Raw genomic sequence first — 23,576 nt, 5'->3', positions numbered from 1 at the left:
GGCCACCGCCTTTGCGCCTCGGGCGAATGGCTTTGCAAACGCGGCGAACCGACACCTCGGCGATACGCCCGCGACACCTGTCGACGAGAGAAAACCCCATGGGAGAACCCGCCTTCAATCACGGCATCGACGCCAGGCAGCTGCGCGACCTGTCCGCGCCGCTGGTGCGCCATCAGCGCCTCGACGCCCCGGACTGGGATCGGCGAACCGCCCTGCTCGACGGCCATATGCGCGTCGCCGAGCTACAGCCGGGCATGCGGCTGCGGCTGGCCGAGGTCCGCGACCGCTTCGGCCTTACCAGTCGGGCGGAACTACCGGCCGGTCTCAAGATCGCCCTGGTGATCGATGGCGCGGCCCGGGTGCGCTACGGCACCCATGAGGTCTTCCTGGGGCCCGGGGGGAACGCGACCGGCCTGGTGGCCGCCCTGCCCCGGGCCACGACCTTCGCCCGCCTGGGACAGGCCGGCGGCTTCGAGCGCACCCTGACGCTCGGCCTGTCGCCGCACTGGCTGGCACGTCACGGCCACTCGGGACTGCTTCAAGGCGCCATGCCTCACCTGAGCCAATGGACACCGTCACCGGGCCTGCTCGCCCTGGCGGCACAGCTGTTCACGCCGGAACGGCTGACGCGAGACGATGCCGCCCATCATCTGCAGCTGAGCGGCTTTGCCATGGCGCTGGCCGGCGAGGCGCTGGCCGTGGCGCGCCCGCCGACGCCGCTTCCTCAGCGGCTCGAGGCATCGCACAGCGCCCCCGTCGACCGCCGCCTGGCACGGCTGATGGCACTGGTCGACGACGGCCAGGCCCGGGGCGCCACCCAGGACGACCTGGCCCGGCGACTGGGCATGAGCCTGAGCAACCTTCAGCGCCGCTTCCGCGCTCAGCAGGGCGAATCCCTCGGGCGCTTCCTGCGCCGCCATCACCTGACGCTGGCCCGCGATGCCCTGACCCGCGAGGGTGCCAGCGTCGAGGCGGCCGCCGCACTGGCCGGCTATACCCGCGCCCCCAACTTCGCGACCGCCTTCAAGCGCGAGTTCGGCCTCACGCCCAGCGAATGCCGGGCCGCACGGGCCGGTGCGAGCGCCTCGGCCTGATCGCGCCGATGGGTGAGGCCACGAAAAAACCCCGCCGAGCGAACTCGACGGGGTGGGCGATGACGCGATGCCGGCTCGGCGAGCCGGGGGGGATCAGGCCAGCGTTTCGGCGGTCACGTTGGCCGCCGGCTCCTCGGTGGAGTGCTTGCGGTTGATCGCGCTCAGCACGCCCTTGATCGAGGCGCTGGTGATGCTCTCGTCGGTGCCGACGCCGAACACCGCCTCGCCGTTGACGCGTACCTCCACGTAGGCAATCGCCTCGGCGTCGGCGCCCTGGCCGCGGGAGTGCTCGTGGTAGTCGATGATCTCGACGTCATGGCCCTCGCCGGCCAGCGCCTTGACGAAGGCCGCCAGCGGACCGTTGCCCTGGCCCTGGATAACGCGGCGCTCGCCGCCTTCCTCGACGGTCGCGTCGAGGGTCACGGTGGGGCTGTCCGGCTCGGAGGACATGCGATGGCTGATCAGGGCGAAGGGCTCGCGCTGCTCAAGGTACTCGTCGACGAAGGCCTGGTAGATCATCTCGGAGGTGATCTCCTTGCCCAGGCGATCGGCCACTTCCTGCACCACCTGGCTGAACTCGATCGACAGGCGGCGCGGCAGCTCGATGCCGTGCTCCTGCTCGAGCAGATAGGAGACGCCGCCCTTGCCGGACTGGCTGTTGACGCGGATCACCGCCTCGTAGCTGCGGCCCACGTCGAGCGGATCGATCGGCAGATAGGGCACCGCCCAGACGGCGTCGGGGTGCTCACGACGCTCGGCCATGCCCTTCTTGATCGCATCCTGGTGGGAGCCGGAAAAGGCGGTGAACACCAGATCGCCGACATAGGGATGGCGCGGGTGCACGGGCAGCTGGTTGCAGTACTCCACCTCGCGCATGATCGGCGTGATGTTGGAGAAGTCGAGGCCCGGGTGCACGCCCTGGGTGTAGAGGTTCATGGCCAGGGTGACGAGGTCGACGTTGCCGGTACGCTCGCCGTTGCCGAACAGGCAGCCCTCGACGCGGTCGGCGCCGGCCATCACCGCGAGCTCGGCGGCGGCCACGCCGGTGCCGCGGTCGTTGTGCGGATGCACGCTGACGATCAGATGATCGCGCTTGGCGACGTGGCGGCAGAACCACTCCACCTGGTCGGCGTAGTTGTTCGGCGTGGCGCACTCCACGGTGGCCGGCAGATTGACGATCATCGGCTTGTCGGCGCTGGCGCCGAAGGTGGCCTCCACGGCATCGACGATCTCCACCGCGAAGTCCATCTCGGTGGTGGAGAACAGCTCGGGCGAATATTGGAAGGTCCAGTGGGTCTCCGGGGCCGCCATCATGTGCTCGCGGATGCGGGTGGTGGCGTCCACCGCGATCTGGATGCACTCGGGCTTGCTGACGTTGAACACCACGCGGCGGAACACCGGATCGGTGGCGTTATAGACGTGGACGACAGCATTTCTCGCCCCCTTGAGCGCCTCGAAGGTACGATCGATCAGGTGCGGGCGCGCCTGGGTGAGCACCTGGATGGTGACGTCTTCCGGCACCTTGTCGTCCTCGATCAGCGAGCGCACGAAGTCGAAGTCGGTCTGGGAGGCCGAGGGGAAGCCCACCTCGATCTGCTTGAAGCCGATCTTCACCAGCAGGTCGAAGAAGCGCTGCTTGCGCTCCTGGTCCATGGGATCGATCAGCGCCTGGTTGCCGTCGCGCAGGTCGACGGCGCACCACTGGGGCGGCGTCTCGATGCGCTGGCTCGGCCACTGGCGGTCGGGCAGGTCGACGGCCACGAAGGGACGGTACTTGGCGGAGGGGTTATCGAGCATCATGGCGGCGTTCTCCCGGGGCGTTTATCGGATTCAGAAACGGCGACGCCCCGACTGCCGTAAGGCAGTCGGGGCGTCGTCGAAGTGTTCGGTCATGACCATCGCGACCCCACGGACCGGTCGGGCGGCGCGTACGACACAGACAGGGGCAATGTTCATGGGAATGACGGTAGCGGTGCGGGACATGTGACAACCTCGAATTCGACCTGGACAAATGGGCGATGCAGACGGCATCGCCCGGCGCGCTCAGCGGCGGGCTAGTAGTCGTAGGTCGAGGACGAGGCTGTACGATGTCATGTTCATGCTCTCTAGAAAATCAGCCCGCGGACGCCTTGTCAACTCTCGCCGGCCGACGGGTCGTCATTCAGGTCGTGGCATCTGCCGTGCCGAGCAGGGTCAGCAGGTCGCGGGCATGCTCGGCGGCCTCCTGGCCGGTGGCGGTGAGATAGCCGCCATCGTCCTGAGTCACCAGGCCCTTGCGATGCAGACGCTGTGCGGCCTCGATCATCGCCGGCTCGGCGCTGGAGTGCACCTTGATGCCCTCCTGATGATTGTTCGGATTGAACAGACCAAGCATCTTGAGTTCGTCTAGCAGTTCCGGCGTGTAGCTGGGCTGAGGCATGGCGCATTCCTTGTCATTGTCGTGAGCGTCCTTCGACGCTACCCCGAGTGAGCCGACGACGCCAGCGAAAACCGCCTCAACGCTCCTCCAGGTCGCCCTGTCGATAGCCGATCAGGTACAGCACCGCGTCCAGCCCCAGGGTCGAGAGCGAGTGACGAGCCTGCTGACGGACCAGCGGCTTGGCACGGAAGGCGATGCCGAGGCCGGCCGCGGCCAGCATCTTCAGATCGTTGGCACCGTCGCCCACGGCGATGGTCTGCTCCATGGAGAGCCCTTCGCGCTCGGCGAGCTGACACAGCAGCTCGGCCTTGCGGTCGGCGTCGACGATCGGCTCGCGCACCTCGCCGGTCACCTTGCCGTCCTCGATCACCAGCTCGTTGGCGTGAACTTCGTCGAAACCAAGGCGATCCTTGAGGTAATGGGCGAAGTAGGTGAAGCCGCCGGAGAGGATGGCGGTGCGATAGCCGAGCCGCTTGAGCTGGCTCATCAGCCGCTCCAGCCCGTCCATCAGCGGCAGTGCCTCGGCGATCTCGGCCAGCACCGACTCGTCGAGGCCGCGGAGCTTCGCCATGCGCTCGCGGAAGCTCTGCTGGAAGTCCAGCTCGCCGCGCATGGCCCGCTCGGTGACCTCGGCCACCTCCTCAAAGACGCCGTGGCGGCGCGCCAGCTCGTCGATCACCTCGGCCTGGATCAGGGTCGAATCCATGTCGAAGCACACCAGCCGGCGATGGCGGCGCCAGATGGAATCCTCCTGCAGGGCGATGTCGACGCCGTGGGCCGCGCCGAGCGCCAGCGCCTTCTCGCGCAGGGCCTCGAGATCGACGTTGTCGCCGCGCAGCCAGCACTCCACGCAGGCGCCCTGGATGGCGTCATGCTCGCCGGGCACGCCGCCGTCCAGCGGCTCACGGCCGGAGAGCCGGTGGATCAGCTCCACGGTCAGGCCCTGCTCGGCGGTCAGGGCGCCGACCTCGGCCAGGATGCCGGCCGGCAGGTGCGGCGCCAGCAGGGTCAGGATCAGCCGCGGCTGGCTGGCCTGCACGCTCCAGCGGTGATAGTCCTCGGCGCCGACCTGGATCGCCTGGACGTCGAGCCCCAGCCGATCGCCGGCGGCGGACAGCGCGCCTTCCAGGTCGCTGTCGTGGTCGAGCCCCACCAGGGCCTCCAGCGACACGATGCCGAAGGTCACGCTCTGGTTGATGTCCAGCAGCCGCGCGCCGCTCTGGGCCAGGGCGCGGCCCAGCCCGGCCAGCTGGCCGGGCTGGGCGGCGCCGGTGGCGCGGATCAGGAGTCGTCTCGTCATGTCATCCTCGATGCTTGTGCAGCCGGTCGGCCGGGCGAGCCCCGAAGGCATCGTGGCTCGCCCCTCCGCCCTATTTCTTTTCTTCTGTCTCGAGCCGGTCGACCTTCTGCAGGCCCCGGGGCAGCTTGCTGCCGCGCCGGCCGCGCTCGCCTCGATAGTAGTCGAGATCGTCGGCCTTGAGCGTCAGCTTGCGCTTGCCGGCGTGCACCACCAGGGTATCGCCGGGTGCCAGCAGCGTCAGGTCGCGCAGGAACTCCTCGCGCCGCGCGGCCCGGGCGCCGGGGATGTCGAGCATCTTGTTGCCCTTGCCCTTGGCCATCTCCGGCAGCTGGTCGAGCGGGAACACCAGCAGCCGCCCCTCGTTGGAGACCGCCGCCACGCTGACGCCTTCCCCTTCCGGCACCGCCCGCGGCGCGACCACGTTGCAGCCCTGGGGCACGCTGAGCACCGCCTTGCCGGCCTTGTTCTTGGCGGTCAGCGCCTCGAGGTGGGCGACGAAGCCGTAACCACCGTCGGTGGCCAGCAGGTAGCGGGTGGTCGGCGGCGCCAGCAACACCCCGGCCATGTGGGCGCCGGCGGCCACGTTGACCCGGCCGGTGACCGGCTCGCCCTGGCTGCGCGCGCTGGGCAGGTTGTGGGCGCTCAACGTATAGGCGCGGCCGGTGTCGTCGAGCAGCACCAGCGGCTGGTTGGTCTTGCCGCGGGCGGCCAGGTGGAAGCGGTCGCCGGCCTTGTAGGAGAGGCCCTCGGGGTCGATCTCGTGGCCCTTGGCGGCGCGGATCCAGCCCTTCTCGGAGAGCACCACCGTGATCGGGTCGGCGCCGAGCAGCTCGACCTCGGACAGCGCCTTGGCCTCCTCGCGCTCGACCAGCGGCGAGCGACGCGCGTCGCCGTAGTCCGCGGCGGCCTGGCGCAGCTCTTCCTCGATCAGGTCGGTCAGCGCGGCCTCGGAGCCGAGCAGCTCCTCCAGGCGGGCGCGCTCGGCCTCGAGGTCGTCCTGCTCGCCGCGGATCTTCATCTCCTCGAGCTTGGCCAGGTGGCGCAGGCGCAGCTCGAGGATCGCCTCGGCCTGGCGCTCGCTGAGCCCGAAGGCCTCGATCAGCGCCGCCTTGGGCTCGTCCTCCTCGCGGATGATGCGGATCACCTCGTCGATGTTGAGGTAGGCCGTGAGCAGGCCCTCGAGGATGTGCAGGCGATCCTGGACCTTGCCCAGCCGATGCTCGAGACGACGACGCACGGTACTGCGGCGGAAGCGCAGCCACTCGCCGAGCAGGTCGGGCAGCGGCATGACCCGCGGCCGACCGTCGAGGCCGATCACGTTCATGTTGACGCGCACGTTCTTCTCGAGATCGGTGGTGGCGAACAGGTGCGCCATCAGCGCCTCGATGTCGACCCGGTTGGAGCGCGGCTCGATGACCAGCCGGGTGGGCTCCTCGTGGGTCGACTCGTCGCGCAGGTCGGCCACCATGGGCAGCTTCTTGGCCTGCATCTGGGCGGCGATCTGCTCCAGCACCTTGGCACCGCTGACCTGGTAGGGCAACGCGGAGATCACCACGCTGCCCTCCTCCAGGCCGTAGCGGGCGCGCATCTTCACCGAGCCGCGGCCGCTCTCGTAGATCTTGCGCAGCTCGCGGTGCGGGGTGATGACCTCGGCGGCGGTGGGGAAGTCCGGCCCCGGCAGGCGCTCCATCAGATCGACGGTGGTGGCCTCGGGATGGCGCAGCAGGTGGCAGGTGGCCTCGACCACCTCGCCCACGTTGTGCGGCGGGATATCGGTGGCCATGCCCACGGCGATGCCGGTGCCGCCGTTGAGCAGCACGTGGGGCAGCCGCGAGGGCAGCACCACCGGCTCCTGCATGGTGCCGTCGAAGTTGGCGGTCCAGTCCACGGTGCCCTGCCCCAGCTCGCTGAGCAGGGTCTCGCTGAACTTGGACAGCCGCGCCTCGGTGTAGCGCATGGCGGCGAAGGACTTGGGATCGTCGGGGCTGCCCCAGTTGCCCTGGCCGTCCACCAGCGGATAGCGATAGCTGAACGACTGCGCCATCAGCACCATGGCCTCGTAGCAGGCGCTGTCCCCGTGGGGATGGAACTTGCCGAGCACGTCGCCGACGGTGCGCGCCGACTTCTTGTACTTGGCGTTGGCGTTCAGCGCCAGCTCGCGCATGGCGTAGACGATACGCCGCTGGACCGGCTTCATGCCGTCGCCGATGTGCGGCAACGCCCGGTCGAGGATGACGTACATCGAATAGTCGAGGTACGCCTTCTCGGTGTACTCGCGGAGGGACAGGCGCTCGACGTCGCCCTCCGCCACCTGGATATCCATGGTCATGGGTTCGGGGCCCTATCTGCCATCATGGAAACTTCGCGGGCCGTGCCCGCACGATACGTTCTGGAAAAGCTCGAAGCTGAAAGCTTGAAGCTGGAAGTTGCCCCCGGAACATTGCGGGCTTTCTTCCAGCTTCCGGCTTCAAGCTTCCAGCTCACACCTCGATCTCGGCGAGGTTGCCGTAATCCTCGAGCCAGCTCTTGCGGTCGGAGGCGCGCTTGCGGGCCAGCAGCATGTCCATCATCTCGAGGGTGCCGTCGCCCTCCTCCCGGGTCAGCTGCACCAGCCGGCGGGTGTCGGCGGCCATGGTGGTCTCGCGCAGCTGTAGCGGGCTCATCTCGCCGAGGCCCTTGAAGCGCTGCACGTTGGGCGTGCCGCGCTTGCCTTCCAGGCGCTTGAGGATCGCCGCCTTCTCGCTCTCGTCCAGGGCGTAGAAGACCTCCTTGCCCAGGTCGATGCGGTACAGCGGCGGCATGGCGACGAAGACGTGGCCGGCGTCGACCAGCGCCGGGAAGTGGCGCACGAACAGCGCGCACAGCAGCGTGGCGATGTGCAGGCCGTCGGAGTCGGCGTCGGCGAGGATGCAGATCTTGTGGTAGCGCAGTTTGCCCAGATCGTCGCTGCCCGGGTCCATGCCGATCGCCACGGCGATGTCGTGGACTTCCTGGGAGCCGTAGATGTCGTGGGACTCCACCTCCCAGGTGTTCAGGATCTTGCCGCGCAGCGGCAGGATGGCCTGGGTATCGCGGTCGCGGGCCTGCTTGGCGCTGCCGCCGGCCGAGTCGCCCTCGACCAGGAACAGCTCGCTGGCCGCCGGGTCCTGCCCCGAGCAGTCGGCCAGCTTGCCGGGCAGCGCGGGGCCGGAGGTGACCTTCTTGCGCGCCACTTTCTTGGCGCTCTTCTGACGACGCTGGGCGGCACTGATGACGAGCTCGGCCAGCGCCTCGGCCTGGTCGACGTGGTGGTTGAGCCACAGCGAGAAGGCGTCCTTGACCACCCCGGAGACGAAGCCCGCCACGGTGCGCGACGACAGTCGCTCCTTGGTCTGGCCGGCGAACTGCGGGTCGAGCATCTTCACCGAGAGCACGAAGGAGACTCGCTCCCAGAGGTCTTCGGCGGTCAGCTTGACGCCGCGCGGCAGCAGGCTTCGGTAGTCGCAGAACTCGCGCAGCGCCTCGAGCAGCCCGGCACGCAGGCCGTTGACGTGGGTGCCGCCCTGGGGCGTGGGGATCAGGTTGACGTAGCTCTCGAGCAGCGGCTCGCCGCCCTCCGGCAGCCACTGCACGGCCCAATCGACGCCGTGCTCCTCGTCGGCGAAGTGGCCGACGAAGGGCGAGGCCGGCAGCACCTCATAGCCGTCGGTGGCCTGGGCCAGGTAGTCGCGCAGGCCGTCCTCGAACTGCCACACGCTCTGGGTGCCGTCGGCCTCGGTCAGCGAGACCTCGAGCCCCGGGCACAGCACCGCCTTGGCGCGCAGCAGGTGCTTGAGCCGCGACAGCGACAGCTTCGGCGAGTCGAAATAGCTCGCCTCCGGCCAGAAGCGCAGGATGGTACCGGTGGCACGCTTGGCGGCGCTGCCGATCACCTCCAGCGGCGAGGCCAGCTCGCCGTGCTCGAAGGCCATGCCGTGGCGCTCCCCGCCCTTGAGCACCTCGACCTCGAGGCGCTTGGAGAGCGCGTTGACCACCGAGACGCCGACCCCGTGCAGGCCGCCCGAAAAGCGGTAGCTCGAATTGGAGAACTTTCCGCCGGCGTGGAGCTTGGTCATGATCAGCTCGATGCCGGAGACGCCGTGCTCCGGGTGGATGTCGATGGGCATGCCACGCCCGTCGTCGCTGACCTCGACGCCGCCGTCCTCGAACAGCCGCACGCCGATCTTCCTGGCGTGGCCGGCCAGCGCCTCGTCGACGCTGTTGTCGATGACCTCCTGCACCAGATGGTTGGGGCGCGCGGTGTCGGTGTACATCCCGGGGCGCTTGCGCACCGGTTCGAGCCCGGCGAGCACCTCGATCGAGCTGGCACTGTATTGGGTCATGGCGTCGTCTGTGTCCTATGCATGTTCGAATCCGCACGCTCAGCCGCGGGGCGCCACCCGCCCGGCTTCCAGGGCATGGCCGCCCTGGGCGAAGATCGCCGGCAGGTAGTCGGCCAGCGTCGAGAAACCGTGATCGCCGCCGGGCTCGAGGATCGTCCGGGCGCCGCGATAGAGCGCGAAGGCGTCGGCGGCGTCCAGGGTCTCGTCGGCGGTGCCCAGCAGCAGCAGGTAGCGTGCCGGCGTGACCCGCTCGGGCGCCAGCGTCTCCAGCGCCCGCCGATGGGCGATGTCCACCGTGAAGCGCTGGCCGTGGTAGGGATTGACGAGTATCTCGCCGATCCAGGCCTCGACCAGCCGCGCCGGCGCCACCGCCGGATTGATCAGCGCCGCCGGCAGATCATGGCGCTCGGCAAGCACCGTGGCCAGAAAGCCACCCAGTGAACTGCCGACCACCAGCGGCCGGTCGCCCAGTTCAGCGAGCCGGGCCTCGGCCGCTTCCAGGGCCCGATCGGGGCGATGCGGCAGGTCCGGCGCGGCGCAGGGCAGGCCGAGCGTCTCGCAGGCCTCGCGCATCAGCGCCGCCTTGGGCGAGGCGGCGCCGCTGTTGAAGCCGTGCAGGTAGAGCACGCCGCTGGCCGGCTCGCGCGGCAGAGCGGCGCTCAGCATACCCGAACCCCTGTATAAATGGCCAGCCCAGCACGAGGAACGGGCACCATGACGCTCACGCGTCCGCCTGGGGCTCGGCCGCCCATACCGCCTCGATCAGGCCGCGGGTGGAGTCGTCCATGCCCTCGAGCCCGGCCTCGTGCTGGAGGATGCGCTGGGTCTCGCCGGCCATGGTCTTGCCCAGCTCCACGCCCCACTGGTCGAAGGGATTGATGTCCCAGATCGTCGCCTGCACGAACACCTTGTGCTCGTAGAGCGCCACCAGCGCGCCCAGTGTCCGGGGCGTGAGGCGATCCAGCAGCAGGGTGCTGGAGGGCTGGTTGCCGCGATAGCGACGGTGACCCGGGCGCGGGCCGTCCTCGTCATCGGCCACGGCGGCGTCGCCGAGCATCAGCGCCCGGGACTGGGCGAAGCAGTTGGCCAGCGTCAGCCGGTGCTGGCCCATCAGGTGGTCGCGGGTGGCCGGGTCCGGCACGTCATCGTAGCGCACCTTGGGCGCGATGAAGTCGCACTCCACGGCCTGGGTGCCCTGGTGCAGCAGCTGATAGAAGGCATGCTGGGCGTTGGGCCCGAGCTGGCCCCACAGCACCGGGCAGGTGGAGTAGCTCACGCTCTCACCGTCGTGGGTCACCGACTTGCCGTTGGACTCCATCTCCAGCTGCTCGAGGTAGGCGGCGAAATACTCGAGCCGGCCGTCGTAGGGCAGGATGGAGTGGGCGCGGATGTCGAGGAAGTTGACGTTCCAGATGCCGGCCAGCGCCAGCAGCACCGGCAGGTTGTCGGCAAGCTCCGCCTCGCGGAAGTGGCGGTCCATCTCGTGGGCGCCGGCCAGCAGGCCGCGGAAGTGCTCCATGCCGACCACCAGGGCGATGGGCAGGCCGATGGCGCCCCACAGCGAGTAGCGCCCGCCGACCCATTCCCAGAACTCCAGCTGGTGATCGTCGGCAATGCCCCATTCGCTCATCTTCTCGGGGCTGGCCGAGACGCCGATGAAGTGCTGGCGCATCAGCAGCGCCTCGTCGACGCCCTCCTGGCGAGCGCCGCCCAGCAGCCGCGACTTGAGCCAGTCCCGCGCGGTGCGCGCATTGGACAGGGTGTCGATGGTGGTGAAGGACTTCGACGACAGCACGAACAGCGTGGTCTCGGGATTCAGCCGCGCCAGGTAGTCGGCCAGCTGGGAGCCGTCCATGGTCGAGGCGAAGTGCACGTCGATGTGCTGCTCGACATCGGGGCGATAGTCGGCCAGGGCATGGGTGACCATCAGCGGCCCCAGATCGGAGCCGCCGACCCCGAGGTTGACCACGTCGCGGATCGGCTTGCCGGTGGCGCCGCGCCACTGGCCGTTGTGGAAGCGCTCGACCATGGCCTCCATGCGATCCAGGGTGGCGTGGACCGAGGCGACCAGATCCTGGCCCTCGACCTCGAGGCGGGCGTCGGCAGGCAGGCGCAGGGCGGTGTGCAGCGCCGGGCGGTCCTCGCTGCGATTGACGCGCTCGCCGGCCAGCAGGCCGCGGATCGCCTCGGGCACGTCGGCCTCGCGGGCCAGGTCGAGCAGCAGCTCGAGGGTCTGGTCGGTCCAACGCTGCTTGGAAAGGTCGAGGGTCAGACCCGCGGCGCTACGGCCGAAGGTCTCGTAGCGGCTCGGCTGCTCGTCGAAGAGATCGCGCAGGTGCCGGCGCCCCATGCCCGCGGCATGCTCGGCGAGGGCACACCAGGCCCTCTGCTGATCGATGGGGGTATGGCTCATGGAATTTCTCCTGGACATCCTGTCGTGTAGCCGACAACAGGGGAGTAGAATGTCGGGCTTCCAGCCCATGAATCCCTGCGATATGAGTGACGCATCTTACCGTGACGCCATCTTTTCCACACCCCTGGACCGGGTGGCGCGCTTTTCGTTCGACGAGCGGGTGGTCTCCTGCTTCCCCGACATGATCCGGCGCTCGGTGCCGGGCTATGGCCAGATACTGGCCATGCTCGGCCCGCTGGCCCGGCGACACCTGCGTCACGGCGGCCACGTCTATGACCTGGGCTGCTCGCTGGGCGCCTCCGGACTCGCCCTGGCCGGCCAGCTGCCGCCGGCGGCTTTCCGCTATACCGGGGTGGACCTGTCCCCGGCCATGGTCGAGCGCGCCCGCGAGACGCTGGCCACCGAGAGCCCGGATCACGACCTGACGGTGATCGAGGGCGATATCCGCGCCCTCGACTACGCGCCGTCGGGCATGATCCTGCTCAACTTCACCCTGCAGTTCCTGGCGCCGGAAGATCGCGACGCTGTGATCGCCCGGCTCTATGAGGCCCTGGAGCCCGGCGGCGTGCTGGTGCTCTCGGAGAAGATCAAGGCCGCCGACGAGCAGGAGAACGCCTGGCTGGTGGAGCGCTACCACGACTTCAAGCGCGCCAACGGCTACAGCGACCTGGAAATCAGCCAGAAGCGCACCGCGCTGGAGAACGTGCTGGTGCCGGACACCCTGGACGCGCACAGGGAGCGGCTGGCCCGCGCCGGCTTCTCGCGCTCGCTGGTGTGGTTCCAGTACCTGAACTTCGCCTCGCTGATCGCCTTCAAGGAAGACTGACGTGCCGATTCCCGATGCCCATCGCCCGCTCTATCGGGCCTTCCTCGATCAGGGGCTCGACACCTGGCTGGCCCGGCTGCCCGAGCAGCTGGCCCGCGGCCTCGACCGCTCGCGCTTCGGCGACCTGCCGGCCTGGGAGAAGGCGGTGGCCAAGCTGCCGCCGCTGCCGGCGGGCCGCGAGGTACGCCTCGACGCCGACCACGTCACGGTGGACGCCGAGCTGGACGCCTCGCGCCGCCGCCAGAGCGAGAGCCTGCTGCGCGTGCTGGCACCGTGGCGCAAGGGGCCGTACAAGCTCGGCGGTGTGACCATCGACACCGAATGGCGCTCCGACTGGAAATGGCAGCGGGTGGCCCCGCACCTGGCCCCGCTGGCCGGCCGGCGGGTGCTCGACGTGGGCGGCGGCAACGGCTATCACGCCTGGCGCATGGCCGGCGAGGGCGCCGGCTTCGTGCTGGTGATCGACCCCTCGCCGCGCTTCTACTGGCAGTTCCAGGCGGTGCGCCACTTCGTCGGCGACGCCGATGACGGTGCGGTTCACTTCCTGCCGGTGGGCATCGAGGACGTGCCGGAGGCGCTGGCCTTCTTCGACACCGTGTTCTCGATGGGCGTGCTCTACCACCGCCCCTCGCCGCTGGAGCATCTGGCCCAGCTCAAGGCCGCGCTGCGTCCCGGCGGCGAGCTGGTGCTGGAGACCCTGGTGGTCGAGGGTGATGCCACCACGGTGCTGCTGCCGGGCGACCGCTACGCCGCCATGCCCAACGTTTACTTCCTGCCCTCCTCCGCCGCGCTGTGCCAGTGGCTCGAGCGCGCCGGCTTCGACAACGTGCGGGTGGTCGACGAGGCCGACACCTCGCTGGACGAGCAGCGCGCCACCGAGTGGATGACCTTCCAGTCGCTGGCCGACTTCCTCGACCCCGACGATCCGACCAGGACCCGCGAGGGCCATCCGGCGCCGCGCCGCGCGGTGCTGGTCGCCAACCGGCCACGCTGATACCGCTTTCAGCTGCCGCCACGGGGTCAGACCCCCGCGGCGGCGATACGGCGGGCGAAGTGCACCATGACGGGCCTGGCGGCTTGGCCGGGGTCTGACCCCATACAAGCCCGTGCCTTCATGCCCTGAAAACAACGAGGCCCCGTCGCTTGCGCGACGGGGCCTCGTGTTACCCGCAGGGCGGATCAGGGCATCAGCGGCCGAGCAGCTGACTGATGTCCTTGGCCTCCCAGTGCGGGAAGTACTTGCGTACCAGGGCGTTGAGCTCGACCTCGAAGCCGGCCCAGTCGACCTCGCCCGCGGCCACGCTGCCGGCCTCGGCCGCGCCGCGGATCATGCCCGCGCCCACGGTGATGTTGGACAGCCGGTCGATGACGATGAAGCTGCCGGTGCCCGGGCTGCGGTCGTAGCTGTCGATCGGCACTTCGCCGGTCAGCGCCACGCGGCAGCGGGCGATGGCGTTGAGCTCCAGGCGCTCGGCCTGATGCTGCTCCAGGGTGTTGACGTCCACCTGGTAATGGATGGTGTCGACGTTGCCCGCCACCGAGCGGCCGGCGAGGCGGATGTCGACCTGGCGGCCCGGCTCGAGGGCCTGCTCGCTCATCCACACGATGTCGGCGTCGAAGGCCGCGGCCTCGGTCACCTCGGCATCGGCGGCCACGATCCAGTCGCCGCGAGAGATGTCGATCTCGTCGGCGAGGGTCACGGTGATCGCCTGCCCCGGGTAGGCGTCGTCCAGGTCGCCGTCGAAGGTGACGATGCGCTCGACCGTGGAGGTCTTGCCGGACGGCAGCACCTTGACCGCCTGGCCGGGACGCAGCACGCCCGCTTCCAGGGTGCCGGCGTAGCCGCGGAAGTCCAGGTTCGGGCGGTTCACGTACTGCACCGGCAGGCGCAGGTCGGTGAGGTTGTGATCGGCGCGGACCTCGACGCTCTCGAGCAGCTCGAGCAGCGCCGGGCCGTCGTACCAGCCCATGGTCTCGCTCTGGTTGACGACATTGTCGCCCTTGAGCGCGGAGAGCGGCACGAAGCGGATGTCGTCGGCGCCCAACTGCTCGGCGAAGGCGCGATACTCGGCGACGATCTCGTCGAAGCGCGCCTGGCTGTACTCGACCAGGTCCATCTTGTTGACCGCGATCACCAGGTGGCGGATGCCCACCAGGTCGGCGATGAAGCTGTGGCGCTTGGTCTGGGTCTGCACGCCGTAGCGGGCGTCGATCAGGATCACCGCCAGGCCGGCGGTGGACGCGCCGGTGGCCATGTTGCGGGTGTACTGCTCGTGGCCCGGGGTGTCGGCGATGATGAACTTGCGCTTGTCGGTGGAGAAGAAGCGATAGGCCACGTCGATGGTGATGCCCTGCTCCCGCTCGGACTGCAGGCCGTCGACCAGCAGCGCCAGATCCACCTCTTCACCGGTGGTGCCGCTCTTCTTGGACGCCTGGGTGATGGCCGCCAGCTGATCGTCGAAGATCATCTTGGAGTCGTGCAGCAGCCGGCCGATCAGGGTCGACTTGCCGTCGTCGACGCTGCCGCAGGTGATGAAGCGCAGCAGGTCCTTGTTCTCGTGCTCGTGCAGGTACTGCTCGATGTTGTCGGCGATGAGTTCGGACTGATGTGACATGTTTAGAAATACCCCTCGCGCTTCTTCTTCTCCATCGAGCCGGCCTGGTCGTGGTCGATGGCGCGGCCGCTGCGCTCGCTGGTGCGGGTCAGCAGCATTTCCTGGATGATCTCGGGCAGCGTGGTGGCGGTGGACTCCACCGCGCCGGTCAGCGGGTAGCAGCCGAGCGTGCGGAAACGCACCCACTTCTCTTCCGGCACCTCGCCCTCCTCGAGCGGCAGGCGGTCGTCGTCGACCATGATCTGCATGCCGTCGCGCTCGACCACCGGACGCGGCGCGGAGAAGTACAGCGGCACGATCGGGATCGACTCGAGGTAGATGTACTGCCAGATGTCCAGCTCGGTCCAGTTGGAGAGCGGGAAGGCGCGGATCGACTCGCCCTTGTTGACGCGGGCGTTGTAGAGGTTCCACAGCTCGGGACGCTGGTTCTTCGGGTCCCAGCGGTGGTGCTTGTCGCGGAAGGAGAACACGCGCTCCTTGGCGCGGCTGGCCTCTTCGTCGCGGCGCGCGCCGCCGAAGGCGGCATCGAAGCCGTACTTGTCCAGCGCCTGCTTGAGCGACTGGGTCTTCATCACGTCGGTGTAGCCGCTGGAGCCGTGATCGAAGGGGTTGATGCCCGCCTCGACGCCTTCCTGGTTGATGTGCTCGATCAGCTCCATGCCGGATTCCGCGGCCATGCGGTCGCGGAACTCGATCATCTCGCGGAACTTCCAGGTGGTGTTGACGTGCATCAGCGGGAACGGCGGCGGCCCGGGATAGAAGGCCTTGCGCGCCAGGTGCAGCATCACCGAGGAGTCCTTGCCGATGGAGTAGAGCATCACCGGGTTGGCGAACTCGGCCGCCACCTCGCGGATGATGTGGATGGACTCGGCTTCCAGCTGCTGCAGATGCGTCAGCCGCCGCGGCGTCAGACCGGCAGCGGCACTGCTGCCTTCGGCCGTGACGGCACTCTCGCGTGTCGGTGCATGAAGACTGTTCATGGCCCGGCTACCTCGCATGACATGGGCGGAAAAGGGATCATGCGCCGCAGGTTACCGCCTAAGCAATAATAACGTAAAAGAATTAATATCTATCTTTTTAGACGCAAAAGCGCTATTGGCCTTTCCCCTCAGAGGTCGACGCGCTCGACCCAGGTGGAGAGGCCTTCCCGCGTCAGATCGATGACCCGGAAGCCGGGGCGCGAAGCCTCGTCCACGGCGAAGTCCTCGGCGCCGGGCAGGAACTGGTCGCTGGACGAGGGGCAACCGTAGACGGGCACGCCGCCGGCGCTCTCGGGGCCACGGCCGACGAAGGCCTGATGGATATGCCCGCAGATCACCGCCTCGACGTGCGCATGACCGGCCACGACGTCCCAGAAGGCGTCGGCGTCGGTCAGGCCGAGCGCGTCCATCCAGGCGGAGCCCACCGCCACCGGCGGATGATGCATGGCCACGAGCGTCGGCCGATCGTCCTCGGCGAGGCGCTCCGCCAGGGCCGTCAGCCGGGCCTCGCCGAGCTCGCCGGCCTCCTGGCCGATGCGCTGGGTGTCGAGCAGCAGCAGGCGGCGCTGGCCCAGGTCCAGGGTCTCGTGGAAGGGCCGGCAGTCGGCCATCAGGCCCGGCTCGTCGTGATTGCCGGGCAGCCAGAACCAGGGGCACGCCAGCGGCGCCAGCAGCCGCTCTGCCTCGGCGTAGGAGGCGGCGGTGCGATCCTCGCTGATGTCGCCGGTCATCAGCACCATGTCGGGCCGCAGGCCGGCGGCGGCGGCCACCACGCGCTCGAGCTGGCGATGGGGCAGGCCGGTGCGCGAGCGCGCCTGGGGATCGGCGTGGAGATGACAGTCGGTGATCTGGATCAGTCGCATCGAGCCGGGGCGTCCTTGATGACGGCCCTCTGGCGGGGCCTTGGGAGTGGCAGAAGGTTCACGGAAGTTCGGGCAGGTCCATGGAGTGACCGTGGGCCAGGCCGTGGTCGAGCCATTCGCCCAGGAAACGATTGAGCTGCAGCTTCTCGTCGGGCTGGTGCATGCGCGCGTTGGGATAGCGATAGCGGCCATCGAAGTGGCGCTGGCGCTGGAAGTCGTTGACCTCGGCCATGCGCACGTCGTGATAGAGGTGCACGCGCATGCGCGGCGATTCGAGCACGCCGTCGAGCACGCCCCGCTGGGAGACCCGCACGATGCTGGTGTAGGGCGCTCGCTCGAGGAGCTCCAGGCACAGCGCGCCGACGCGGCGCCCATGGCTGACCAGCTCCACCTCGCGCGTCTCGCCGACCTCCATGTCGCCCAGCAGACGGGTCAGCCGCACGTAGTTGGCGGTGCACTCGCCCTGCAGGGTCTTCAGGTCAGTCACATAGGCGTTTCTCGACACGCTACCTCCTCGCTCGCAATGAGGCCCGCTCCGCCGCCAGCCAGTGGAAGGCGATCAGGCACATGGCATTGTCGAGTCTTCCGGCCAGCATGAGTTCCCAGGCCCTGGCGAAGGGCATCACCTGCACGCGGATGTCCTCGTGCTCCTCGTCGAGGCCGTGAATGCCGCCCAGGCCCTGGCTGTCGATGAGCCCGCAGAACAGGGTGACCCGCTCGTCGCAGGCGCCCGGGCTCGGGTAGTAGGTATGCAGCTCGATCAGCTCGCCCACCGGGCAGCCGGCCTCTTCCTCGGCCTCGCGGCGGGCAACGTCGGCGCGGCACTCGCCGCGCTCGACCAGCCCTGCCACGATTTCCAGCTTCCAGGGCGAGGCAGGGTCGTCCAGGGCACCGGCGCGGAACTGCTCCACCAGCGCCACGGCGTCCCGCTCCACATCGTAGAGCAGCACGCCCACGGCGTCATGCCGGCGATGCACCTCGCGCACCACCGGCGCGCTCCAACCGCCCTCGAAGAGGCGGTGCCGCAGGTGCAGCTCCTCGAGCCGGAAGAAGCCCTGATGCAGGCAGCGCCGCTTGATCAGCTCCACGTCGCCGGCGTCGAAGGGGGCGGCGTCGAGGGCATCGGCGGCCTGGTGTGGATCGTGTTGCGACATGAGCCCTCCGATGATCGCGAAAGCGCCCATTATCCCGGCGTGGCGACGGCGTGCCAACCTCGCCGCCGGCCTCGCGCCCTACTCTTCGAGTCGAGCGACCATGGCCCTGGCCTCGTCACGCAGCGCCGCATCGGAGGCCTCACGCCCCTCGCGCAGGGGGCCATCGACGGCCCGCCGGGCATGCGCCAGCGCCTCGGCTTCCCGTCCCTCACCCTCGAGGAAGGCGGCGTAGTAGAGGTGGACGTCGATGCCCTCGGGGCGGATCGCCTCGGCGCGCCGGAACATCCGCTCGGCGGTTTCCTCGTCGCCGAAGGCCATCGGCCAGCCCGGCGCACGATCGTAGAGCGCCCCGAGCGTCACATAGGCCGACCCCTGGAGCCCGCCGGGGGCCCGCTCGAGGGCCGACTCCAGCACCCGACGCGCCTCCTTGGCCGCCCCCAGGGCGTCGAGGCCGCTGCTTTCCCGGGCCAGGGATGCCAGGATGATGCCGCGCCACACGCTCGCCTCCGCCCTCTCGGGATGAGACTCGGCCAGGGTCTTCGCCTCCGCGGCGAGGGCCTCGAGAGCGTCGACGCGACGCGTCTCCGACATGGCGGTGGTGGTGTGCTCCCAGCGGCTGCGCAGCGAGAACAGGTCGTCCTGCGGCGTCTGGGCCTGGAGCAGCGGGGCGAACGCGAGCCCCATCCCGAGAACGACGGTCGGCAGGCGGCGTGCAGACATGGCGCTTTCCTCATGCATTGTGGTTGTGATGGTCGAGGCGACACCACGAAAATGTAACGAACGTTTGAATCAGCCGCCAGTCTGGCCTCGACCGTGCCCTCGCCTCACAATGAAGGCCTTTGCTTCGCATCCCACAGGAGGGCGCTGCCGATGAAAGGCCGCAACATGACTCGCTGGCGCGATCCCGCCAAGGACCCGCGCCAGGAGCCCAAGAGCAACCTGATCACCGCCGAGGGCGCCGAGCGCCTGCGCGGCATCCTGGATCACCTGTCGCGGGTCAAGCGTCCCGCCCTCTCGACCAAGGTCGGCGAAGCCGCTGCCCTGGGCGATCGCAGCGAGAACGCCGACTACACCTACAACAAGAAGGAGCTCAACCGGGTGATCGCCCGAATCCGCTACCTGACCAAGCGGCTCGACGAACTCACGGTGGTGGACCGGCTGCCCGAGGACACCGAGCGGGTGTTCTTCGGCGCCTTCGTGACCCTGGAGGACGAGGACGGCGAGGAGATGCGCCTGCGCATCGTCGGACACGACGAGACCGATACCGGCAAGCACTGGATCAGCGTCGACGCGCCGCTGGCCAAGGCCCTGCTCGGCCGCCCGCTGGACGACGAGGTGACGGTGGCCGCACCGGGCGGCGAGACCACCTACATCATCACCGAGATCGCCTACCGCCAGCCTTAGCGGTAAGGCCGTCAAGCGCCCCGCGACGCGCCATGGCGACAGAAATAACATCTTGAAATTCAGTGACCTGCATTTATGGCACTTGCGGCATCGTCGCCACACGCCAACGCCTTGCGTCGCCCGAAGCGCGGCAGACACCCGACACGGCCCCATGCCATGAAACACAACCTCATGTTATGCAAGAAGAAATTTCATCAATGGCATGAGACTGGCTTGAGAGGAAGCAGACGAGCCCATCGGCTCGTGGTACGCCAAGCACGCATTCCAGGAGGATTCCCATGAAGACGCTGCTGAAGACGACCCTGCTCCCCCTCGCCCTGCTCGGTGCCGGCGCCGCCGTCGCCAACCCGCCTTCCTTCGATCGGCTGGATCTCAACGGCGACGGCATGCTGAGCGCCGAGGAAGCCCTCGCCGTGGACGGCATCGACCTCGAAACCGCGGATACCAACGGCGACGGCGCCCTCAGCCGCGAGGAATACGAGGCGGCGCGCCAGTCGCTGCCCGGCGGTGCCGACGGCAGCATGAACGGCTCGAGCGAGATGGGCGGTTCGGCCGGCATGGGCACCGGCGGTGACGCGAGCGGTACCGGCGGCATGAGCGGCTCCGGAAACATGTCCGGCTCCGGAAACATGTCCGGCTCGGGTGACATGAGCGGTTCCGGGAACATGAGCGGCACCGGCGAGATGGGCGGCTCCACGGAAATGAGCGGCTCCGCCGGTCAGTCCACCGCCCAGTAGGCCGCACGCCCGGCCCTCGGACCCGTTCGACCCACGCCCGCCGGGGACGCCCGGCGGGCGTGGGCGGTATCGGGCACGAGCCACGATCAGACCCGAGCCGAATAGACCTTGAAGCGGCGGTCATCGGCGAGCACCTCGAAGCCGCCGAAGGCCCGCTCGAGCAGGTCGGGATAGGGCAGGAAGGCGTTCGCCACCAGCACCAGACGCCCGCCCGGGCGCAGATGCCTGGGCGCCTCGGCGATCAGTCGCCCCGCCGGCCCGTAGTCGATAGCCCGCTCCTGATGGAAGGGCGGGTTACTGACGATGGCATCGAAACGGCGCTCGCCCAGGCCGTCGAAGACATCGCCGGCCAGCACCTCGCCGCCTAGCCCGTTGGCGGCCAGGGTGCGCCGCGTAGCCTCGACCGCGAAGCCGTTGACGTCGACGGCGGTCACCCCGTGGCCGCGATGCGCCAGCCAGGCGGCGAGAATGCCGTCGCCGCAGCCCAGGTCCAGCACCTCGCCCGTCGCCGGCAATGCCGCGGGCAGCTGCTCGAGCAACAGCCGGGTGCCGTCGTCCAGCTTGCCGTGGCCGAACACGCCGGGATGGCTGGCCAGCGTCAGGCGCTCGCTGCCGATTTCCGCCTCGAACGAGGTCCAGGCCGCATCGGGTTCGAGGGCGACGCGGTCGAGGCTGGAGGCGAACAGGGTGCAGCGTCGCGCGCTGTCGACCTTGCGGCATCCCAGGCCCAGCGCCGCCAGCACCTTGAGCACCCGCTTGATACCGCCCTGATTCTCCCCGACCACCTGCAGCGGCGTGCCCGCCGGCAGCCGCGCGCACAGCCACAGCAGCCACCACTCGCCCAGAGCGTGGGCCTTGGGCCAGAACAGCACCACGCCGGGCGGTGCCGGGGCGTCGTCGTCGAAGGGCGAGAGCGCCGGGCGACCGCGCTGGCGCCAGGCCGCCAGCACCGCCTGATCGGCGGCCAGCAGGACGCCCTCGCCGCCTTCCAGCCAGGCATCGCGGGGCGGCGCCACCCACAGCCAGCCGCGGTAGTCGGCGTCCTGGCGCTGCAGCAGCTGGCAGACGGGGGTCTCGGCATTCATCGCACGGGCTCCTCGGGGCGAATCAGGGTATAGAGCAGATAGCGGCCCAGCCGCCAGTGGGGATCGACGCGGCAGTACTGCCATTCCAGCGCCAGCAGGTCGCGACGCTCGGCCTCGGTCTGCGGCGGCTGGCGCAGGTAGTCGTGGAAGACGCGCACGCCGGCCGTGGCGTGCACCTCGAGACCCAGCTCCGCGGCCCAGGTCACGATCTGGTCGTGGGTCAGCGGCGAGATGGGCGTCAGGCGCTTGCGCTGCCCCTTGCCTTCCAGGCGGTCGGCCAGGGCCTTCTCGAGGTTGCCCTTGACCACGTTGGAGAGCCTGAGCGCATCACGATTGAAGACCATCAGCGACAGCTGGCCACCGGGGGCCAGCAGGCCGGCCAGGGTGGCCAGCGCCGCCCGCGGGTCGCCCAGCCACTCCAGCACCGCGTGACAGGTGATCAGCGGCCAGGGGCCCGGGGCCGCCTCCGGCAGCGACTGCAGCGGCGCCTCGACGAAACGCACCGGACGACCGGCCAGCGCCTCCCGGGCACGCTCGCGCATCTCGGCGGCGGGCTCGCACAGGGTCACGTCATGGCCGCGCTCGGCGAGCCAGCCGGCCAGCTGACCGAGCCCGCCGCCGACCTCCAGCGCCGGCTGGCCGTGCAGATCGAGCATCTCGGGCAGCAGGCGGTCGAGCAGCGCCAGGCGCAGCTCGCCGCGCAGGCCACCGTAGAGGCTGGCAGCGAACTTGTCGGCCAGGCCATCGAAGTGGCGGTCTCCCGCCGGGGAAAGAAAAGGCTCGGGCATGCCACGTCATCCGCATGAGTGATGCCGGCATTCTACCCGGGAAGGCGCCGCCACGGCACCGCTGCGACGGGTTTATCTCGCCCGCTCAGGCGCTTATACTAGCGCTCGTTTCGCCCCTATAGCTCAGCTGGATAGAGCGTCCCCCTCCTAAGGGGAAGGTCTCAGGTTCGAATCCTGATGGGGGCGCCACGCCTTCCTCCCCTCTGCATTTCTCTCGACACGTCCTGCTATCGACAAGATGCGCGTGCTGCTCGTCGGTAAAACCGTGCGCTTCTCGACAGTCACGCCGATGATCTCGACCGCCGACGCCACAGCGCCGACGGCCGGCAAGACGATTCAGCCCTCGCGGCCCAGACGGTCGTGGCCGTTGTCGAGGAACGGATAGTCCGTATAGCCCTCCAGGCCCCCGCCGTAGAAGGTGTCGGGATTGGGCGCGTTCCAGGCCGCTCCGGTACGGATGCGCTCGACCAGGTCGGGGTTGGCGATATAAGGCCGGCCGATGGCCACGGCGTCGGCGATGCCCGCCTCGATCAGGCGCTCGGCGCGCTCGGCGTCGTAGTGGCCGCAGAAGATCAGGCTGCCGGAGAAGCGCTCGCGCATGCTGCGGCGGAAGTCGTCGGTGAACTGGATCTCGCCGCCGGCCCAGTCGGGCTCGTTGAGGTGCAGGTAGGCGATGCCGCGCGCGGACAGCTGCTCGGCCAGATAGTGCGCCATGGCCTCGGACTCGTCATCGGTGAGGCCGAACAGTTCGATGAAGGGCGTCAGGCGCACGCCGACGCGCTGCGGACCGACTTCCTCGGCCACGGCGTCGATGACTTCCAGCGGGAAGCGTGCCCGGTTCTCGAGCGGGCCACCGTAGCGGTCAGTGCGGTGGTTGGTGCCGGTGGCCAGGAACTGGTTGAGCAGGTAGGCGTTGGCCGCATGCACCTCGACCATGTCGAAGCCGGCGCGATCGGCGCGTCGCGCCGCCTGGCGATAGTCCTCGACGATGCCCGGCAGCTCGTCGGTCTCGAGCGCCCGGGGCGTGCTGGTGGGATGGCGGCCGGCGCTGCCGTCCGGGAACTCGACGAAACACTGCGCGCCTTCAGCGTCGAGCGCGCTGGGTGCCACCGGGGACTGGCCGTTCGGCTGCACCCATTCGTGGGAGACCCGGCCGACGTGCCACAGCTGCAGCGCGATGCGCCCACCCTTGGCATGCACCGCCTGGACGACGCCCTTCCAGCCGGCTTCCTGCTCATCGGTCCAGATGCCCGGCGTGTAGACGTAGCCGCGCGCCGTGGGTGAGATATTGGTCGCCTCGCTGATGATCATCCCGGCCCCGGCACGCTGGCCATAGTAGGCCTGCTGCGCCTCGCCGGGCACGCTGTCCGGCGTGCGGGCGCGGGTCAGCGGCGCCATGAGGATACGATTGGGCATCGTCAGCCCGCCGAGGCGGTGCGGGGTCAACAGGGTATCGACGGACATGTCGCGTCTCCTTGCACAGAATCTGGTGATCTGAGCGATCTCTCATCGGCATGCAGATCGAGAGCCGCATCAG

General features: G+C 69.1%; 21 protein-coding genes and 1 tRNA gene. 6 read left to right on the top strand and 16 right to left on the bottom strand.

The annotated features are described in order from the left end of the window. Positions 1-98 precede the first annotated feature (98 nt). Positions 99-1,094 carry an AraC family transcriptional regulator gene (locus CVH10_RS11180; protein ID WP_106488725.1) on the top strand — a complete coding sequence of 332 codons (996 nt, stop codon included), beginning with the start codon at positions 99-101 and terminating at the stop codon, positions 1,092-1,094. A 93-nt stretch (positions 1,095-1,187) separates the two neighbouring features. Here CVH10_RS11180 and leuA read toward each other — a convergent pair whose 3' ends face one another. The 7 genes from leuA to pgi all read right to left on the bottom strand — a co-directional run bounded on the left by leuA (position 1,188) and on the right by pgi (position 11,587). Beyond that, positions 1,188-2,894 (bottom strand): 2-isopropylmalate synthase, encoded by a 1,707-nt coding sequence (gene leuA, locus CVH10_RS11175; protein WP_106488724.1) that lies wholly within the window; start codon positions 2,892-2,894, stop codon positions 1,188-1,190. Positions 2,895-3,255: 361 nt separating this feature from the next. Beyond that, complete coding sequence (locus tag CVH10_RS11170; protein ID WP_035594254.1) at positions 3,256-3,513, bottom strand: TIGR02647 family protein; 258 nt, start codon at positions 3,511-3,513, stop codon at positions 3,256-3,258. Positions 3,514-3,589: 76 nt separating this feature from the next. Continuing rightward, a complete protein-coding gene (gene serB / locus CVH10_RS11165; RefSeq protein ID WP_106488723.1) occupies positions 3,590-4,813 on the bottom strand; it encodes a phosphoserine phosphatase SerB in 1,224 nt (407 codons plus the stop codon). A 70-nt stretch (positions 4,814-4,883) separates the two neighbouring features. After that, the gene (parC, locus tag CVH10_RS11160) at positions 4,884-7,142 is read right to left on the bottom strand and encodes a DNA topoisomerase IV subunit A (RefSeq protein WP_106488722.1); all 2,259 of its coding nucleotides are present in this window, start codon (positions 7,140-7,142) and stop codon (positions 4,884-4,886) included. A gap of 151 nt (positions 7,143-7,293) precedes the next feature. After that, positions 7,294-9,174, bottom strand: a complete 1,881-nt coding sequence (parE, locus tag CVH10_RS11155; RefSeq protein ID WP_106488721.1) for a DNA topoisomerase IV subunit B — start codon at positions 9,172-9,174, stop codon at positions 7,294-7,296. Between the two features lie 39 nt (positions 9,175-9,213). After that, positions 9,214-9,840: a YqiA/YcfP family alpha/beta fold hydrolase gene (locus CVH10_RS11150; protein WP_106488720.1), complete on the bottom strand. Its 627-nt coding sequence runs from the start codon at positions 9,838-9,840 to the stop codon at positions 9,214-9,216. A 55-nt stretch (positions 9,841-9,895) separates the two neighbouring features. After that, positions 9,896-11,587: a glucose-6-phosphate isomerase gene (gene pgi / locus CVH10_RS11145; RefSeq protein ID WP_106488719.1), complete on the bottom strand. Its 1,692-nt coding sequence runs from the start codon at positions 11,585-11,587 to the stop codon at positions 9,896-9,898. 82 nt (positions 11,588-11,669) lie between these two features. On the opposite strand from pgi, the gene cmoA reads away from it, so the two are divergent. Both cmoA and cmoB read left to right on the top strand, forming a co-directional pair. Continuing rightward, the gene (gene cmoA / locus CVH10_RS11140; protein WP_035594280.1) at positions 11,670-12,413 is read left to right on the top strand and encodes a carboxy-S-adenosyl-L-methionine synthase CmoA; all 744 of its coding nucleotides are present in this window, start codon (positions 11,670-11,672) and stop codon (positions 12,411-12,413) included. Between the two features lies 1 nt (position 12,414). After that, positions 12,415-13,407 carry a tRNA 5-methoxyuridine(34)/uridine 5-oxyacetic acid(34) synthase CmoB gene (gene cmoB, locus CVH10_RS11135; protein WP_106488718.1) on the top strand — a complete coding sequence of 331 codons (993 nt, stop codon included), beginning with the start codon at positions 12,415-12,417 and terminating at the stop codon, positions 13,405-13,407. Between the two features lie 193 nt (positions 13,408-13,600). On the opposite strand, the gene cysN is transcribed toward cmoB, so the two are convergent. The 6 genes from cysN to CVH10_RS11105 all read right to left on the bottom strand — a co-directional run bounded on the left by cysN (position 13,601) and on the right by CVH10_RS11105 (position 18,745). Continuing rightward, on the bottom strand, positions 13,601-15,028 hold the full coding sequence (cysN, locus tag CVH10_RS11130; RefSeq protein ID WP_035594241.1) for a sulfate adenylyltransferase subunit CysN: 1,428 nt from the start codon (positions 15,026-15,028) through the stop codon (positions 13,601-13,603). A 2-nt stretch (positions 15,029-15,030) separates the two neighbouring features. Further along, entirely contained in the window at positions 15,031-16,008 is a 978-nt protein-coding gene (cysD, locus tag CVH10_RS11125; RefSeq protein ID WP_081945790.1) for a sulfate adenylyltransferase subunit CysD, read from the bottom strand. A gap of 128 nt (positions 16,009-16,136) precedes the next feature. After that, positions 16,137-16,871 (bottom strand): phosphodiesterase, encoded by a 735-nt coding sequence (locus CVH10_RS11120; protein ID WP_106488717.1) that lies wholly within the window; start codon positions 16,869-16,871, stop codon positions 16,137-16,139. Between the two features lie 58 nt (positions 16,872-16,929). Next, complete coding sequence (locus CVH10_RS11115; RefSeq protein WP_035594237.1) at positions 16,930-17,376, bottom strand: DUF1249 domain-containing protein; 447 nt, start codon at positions 17,374-17,376, stop codon at positions 16,930-16,932. A gap of 1 nt (position 17,377) precedes the next feature. Further along, entirely contained in the window at positions 17,378-18,025 is a 648-nt protein-coding gene (locus tag CVH10_RS11110) for an NUDIX domain-containing protein (RefSeq protein ID WP_369335785.1), read from the bottom strand. Between the two features lie 78 nt (positions 18,026-18,103). Continuing rightward, complete coding sequence (locus CVH10_RS11105) at positions 18,104-18,745, bottom strand: hypothetical protein (RefSeq protein WP_106488715.1); 642 nt, start codon at positions 18,743-18,745, stop codon at positions 18,104-18,106. Between the two features lie 150 nt (positions 18,746-18,895). Here CVH10_RS11105 and greB point away from each other — a divergent pair, with 150 nt between their 5' ends. After that, complete coding sequence (gene greB / locus CVH10_RS11100; protein WP_081945789.1) at positions 18,896-19,429, top strand: transcription elongation factor GreB; 534 nt, start codon at positions 18,896-18,898, stop codon at positions 19,427-19,429. Between the two features lie 278 nt (positions 19,430-19,707). Beyond that, a complete protein-coding gene (locus CVH10_RS11095) occupies positions 19,708-20,166 on the top strand; it encodes an EF-hand domain-containing protein (protein ID WP_052052396.1) in 459 nt (152 codons plus the stop codon). A gap of 86 nt (positions 20,167-20,252) precedes the next feature. Here the strand turns inward: CVH10_RS11095 and CVH10_RS11090 are convergent, their stop codons facing one another. Both CVH10_RS11090 and CVH10_RS11085 read right to left on the bottom strand, forming a co-directional pair. Further along, positions 20,253-21,251 carry a class I SAM-dependent methyltransferase gene (locus tag CVH10_RS11090; protein WP_106488714.1) on the bottom strand — a complete coding sequence of 333 codons (999 nt, stop codon included), beginning with the start codon at positions 21,249-21,251 and terminating at the stop codon, positions 20,253-20,255. Continuing rightward, complete coding sequence (locus CVH10_RS11085) at positions 21,248-22,039, bottom strand: methyltransferase domain-containing protein (protein ID WP_106488713.1); 792 nt, start codon at positions 22,037-22,039, stop codon at positions 21,248-21,250. Before CVH10_RS11085 ends, CVH10_RS11090 begins: the two co-directional genes overlap by 4 nt. A 112-nt stretch (positions 22,040-22,151) precedes the next feature. On the opposite strand from CVH10_RS11085, the gene CVH10_RS11080 reads away from it, so the two are divergent. After that, positions 22,152-22,228 (top strand) — tRNA-Arg (locus CVH10_RS11080). 147 nt (positions 22,229-22,375) lie between these two features. On the opposite strand, the gene CVH10_RS11075 is transcribed toward CVH10_RS11080, so the two are convergent. Then, positions 22,376-23,503 (bottom strand): alkene reductase, encoded by a 1,128-nt coding sequence (locus CVH10_RS11075; RefSeq protein ID WP_106488712.1) that lies wholly within the window; start codon positions 23,501-23,503, stop codon positions 22,376-22,378. Positions 23,504-23,576 lie beyond the last annotated feature (73 nt).

Origin of the sequence: Halomonas sp. ND22Bw, from assembly GCF_003011945.1 — a bacterium.
Lineage (GTDB): Bacteria > Pseudomonadota > Gammaproteobacteria > Pseudomonadales > Halomonadaceae > Halomonas > Halomonas halophila.
This window is presented reverse-complemented; position numbering and strand designations above follow the sequence as displayed.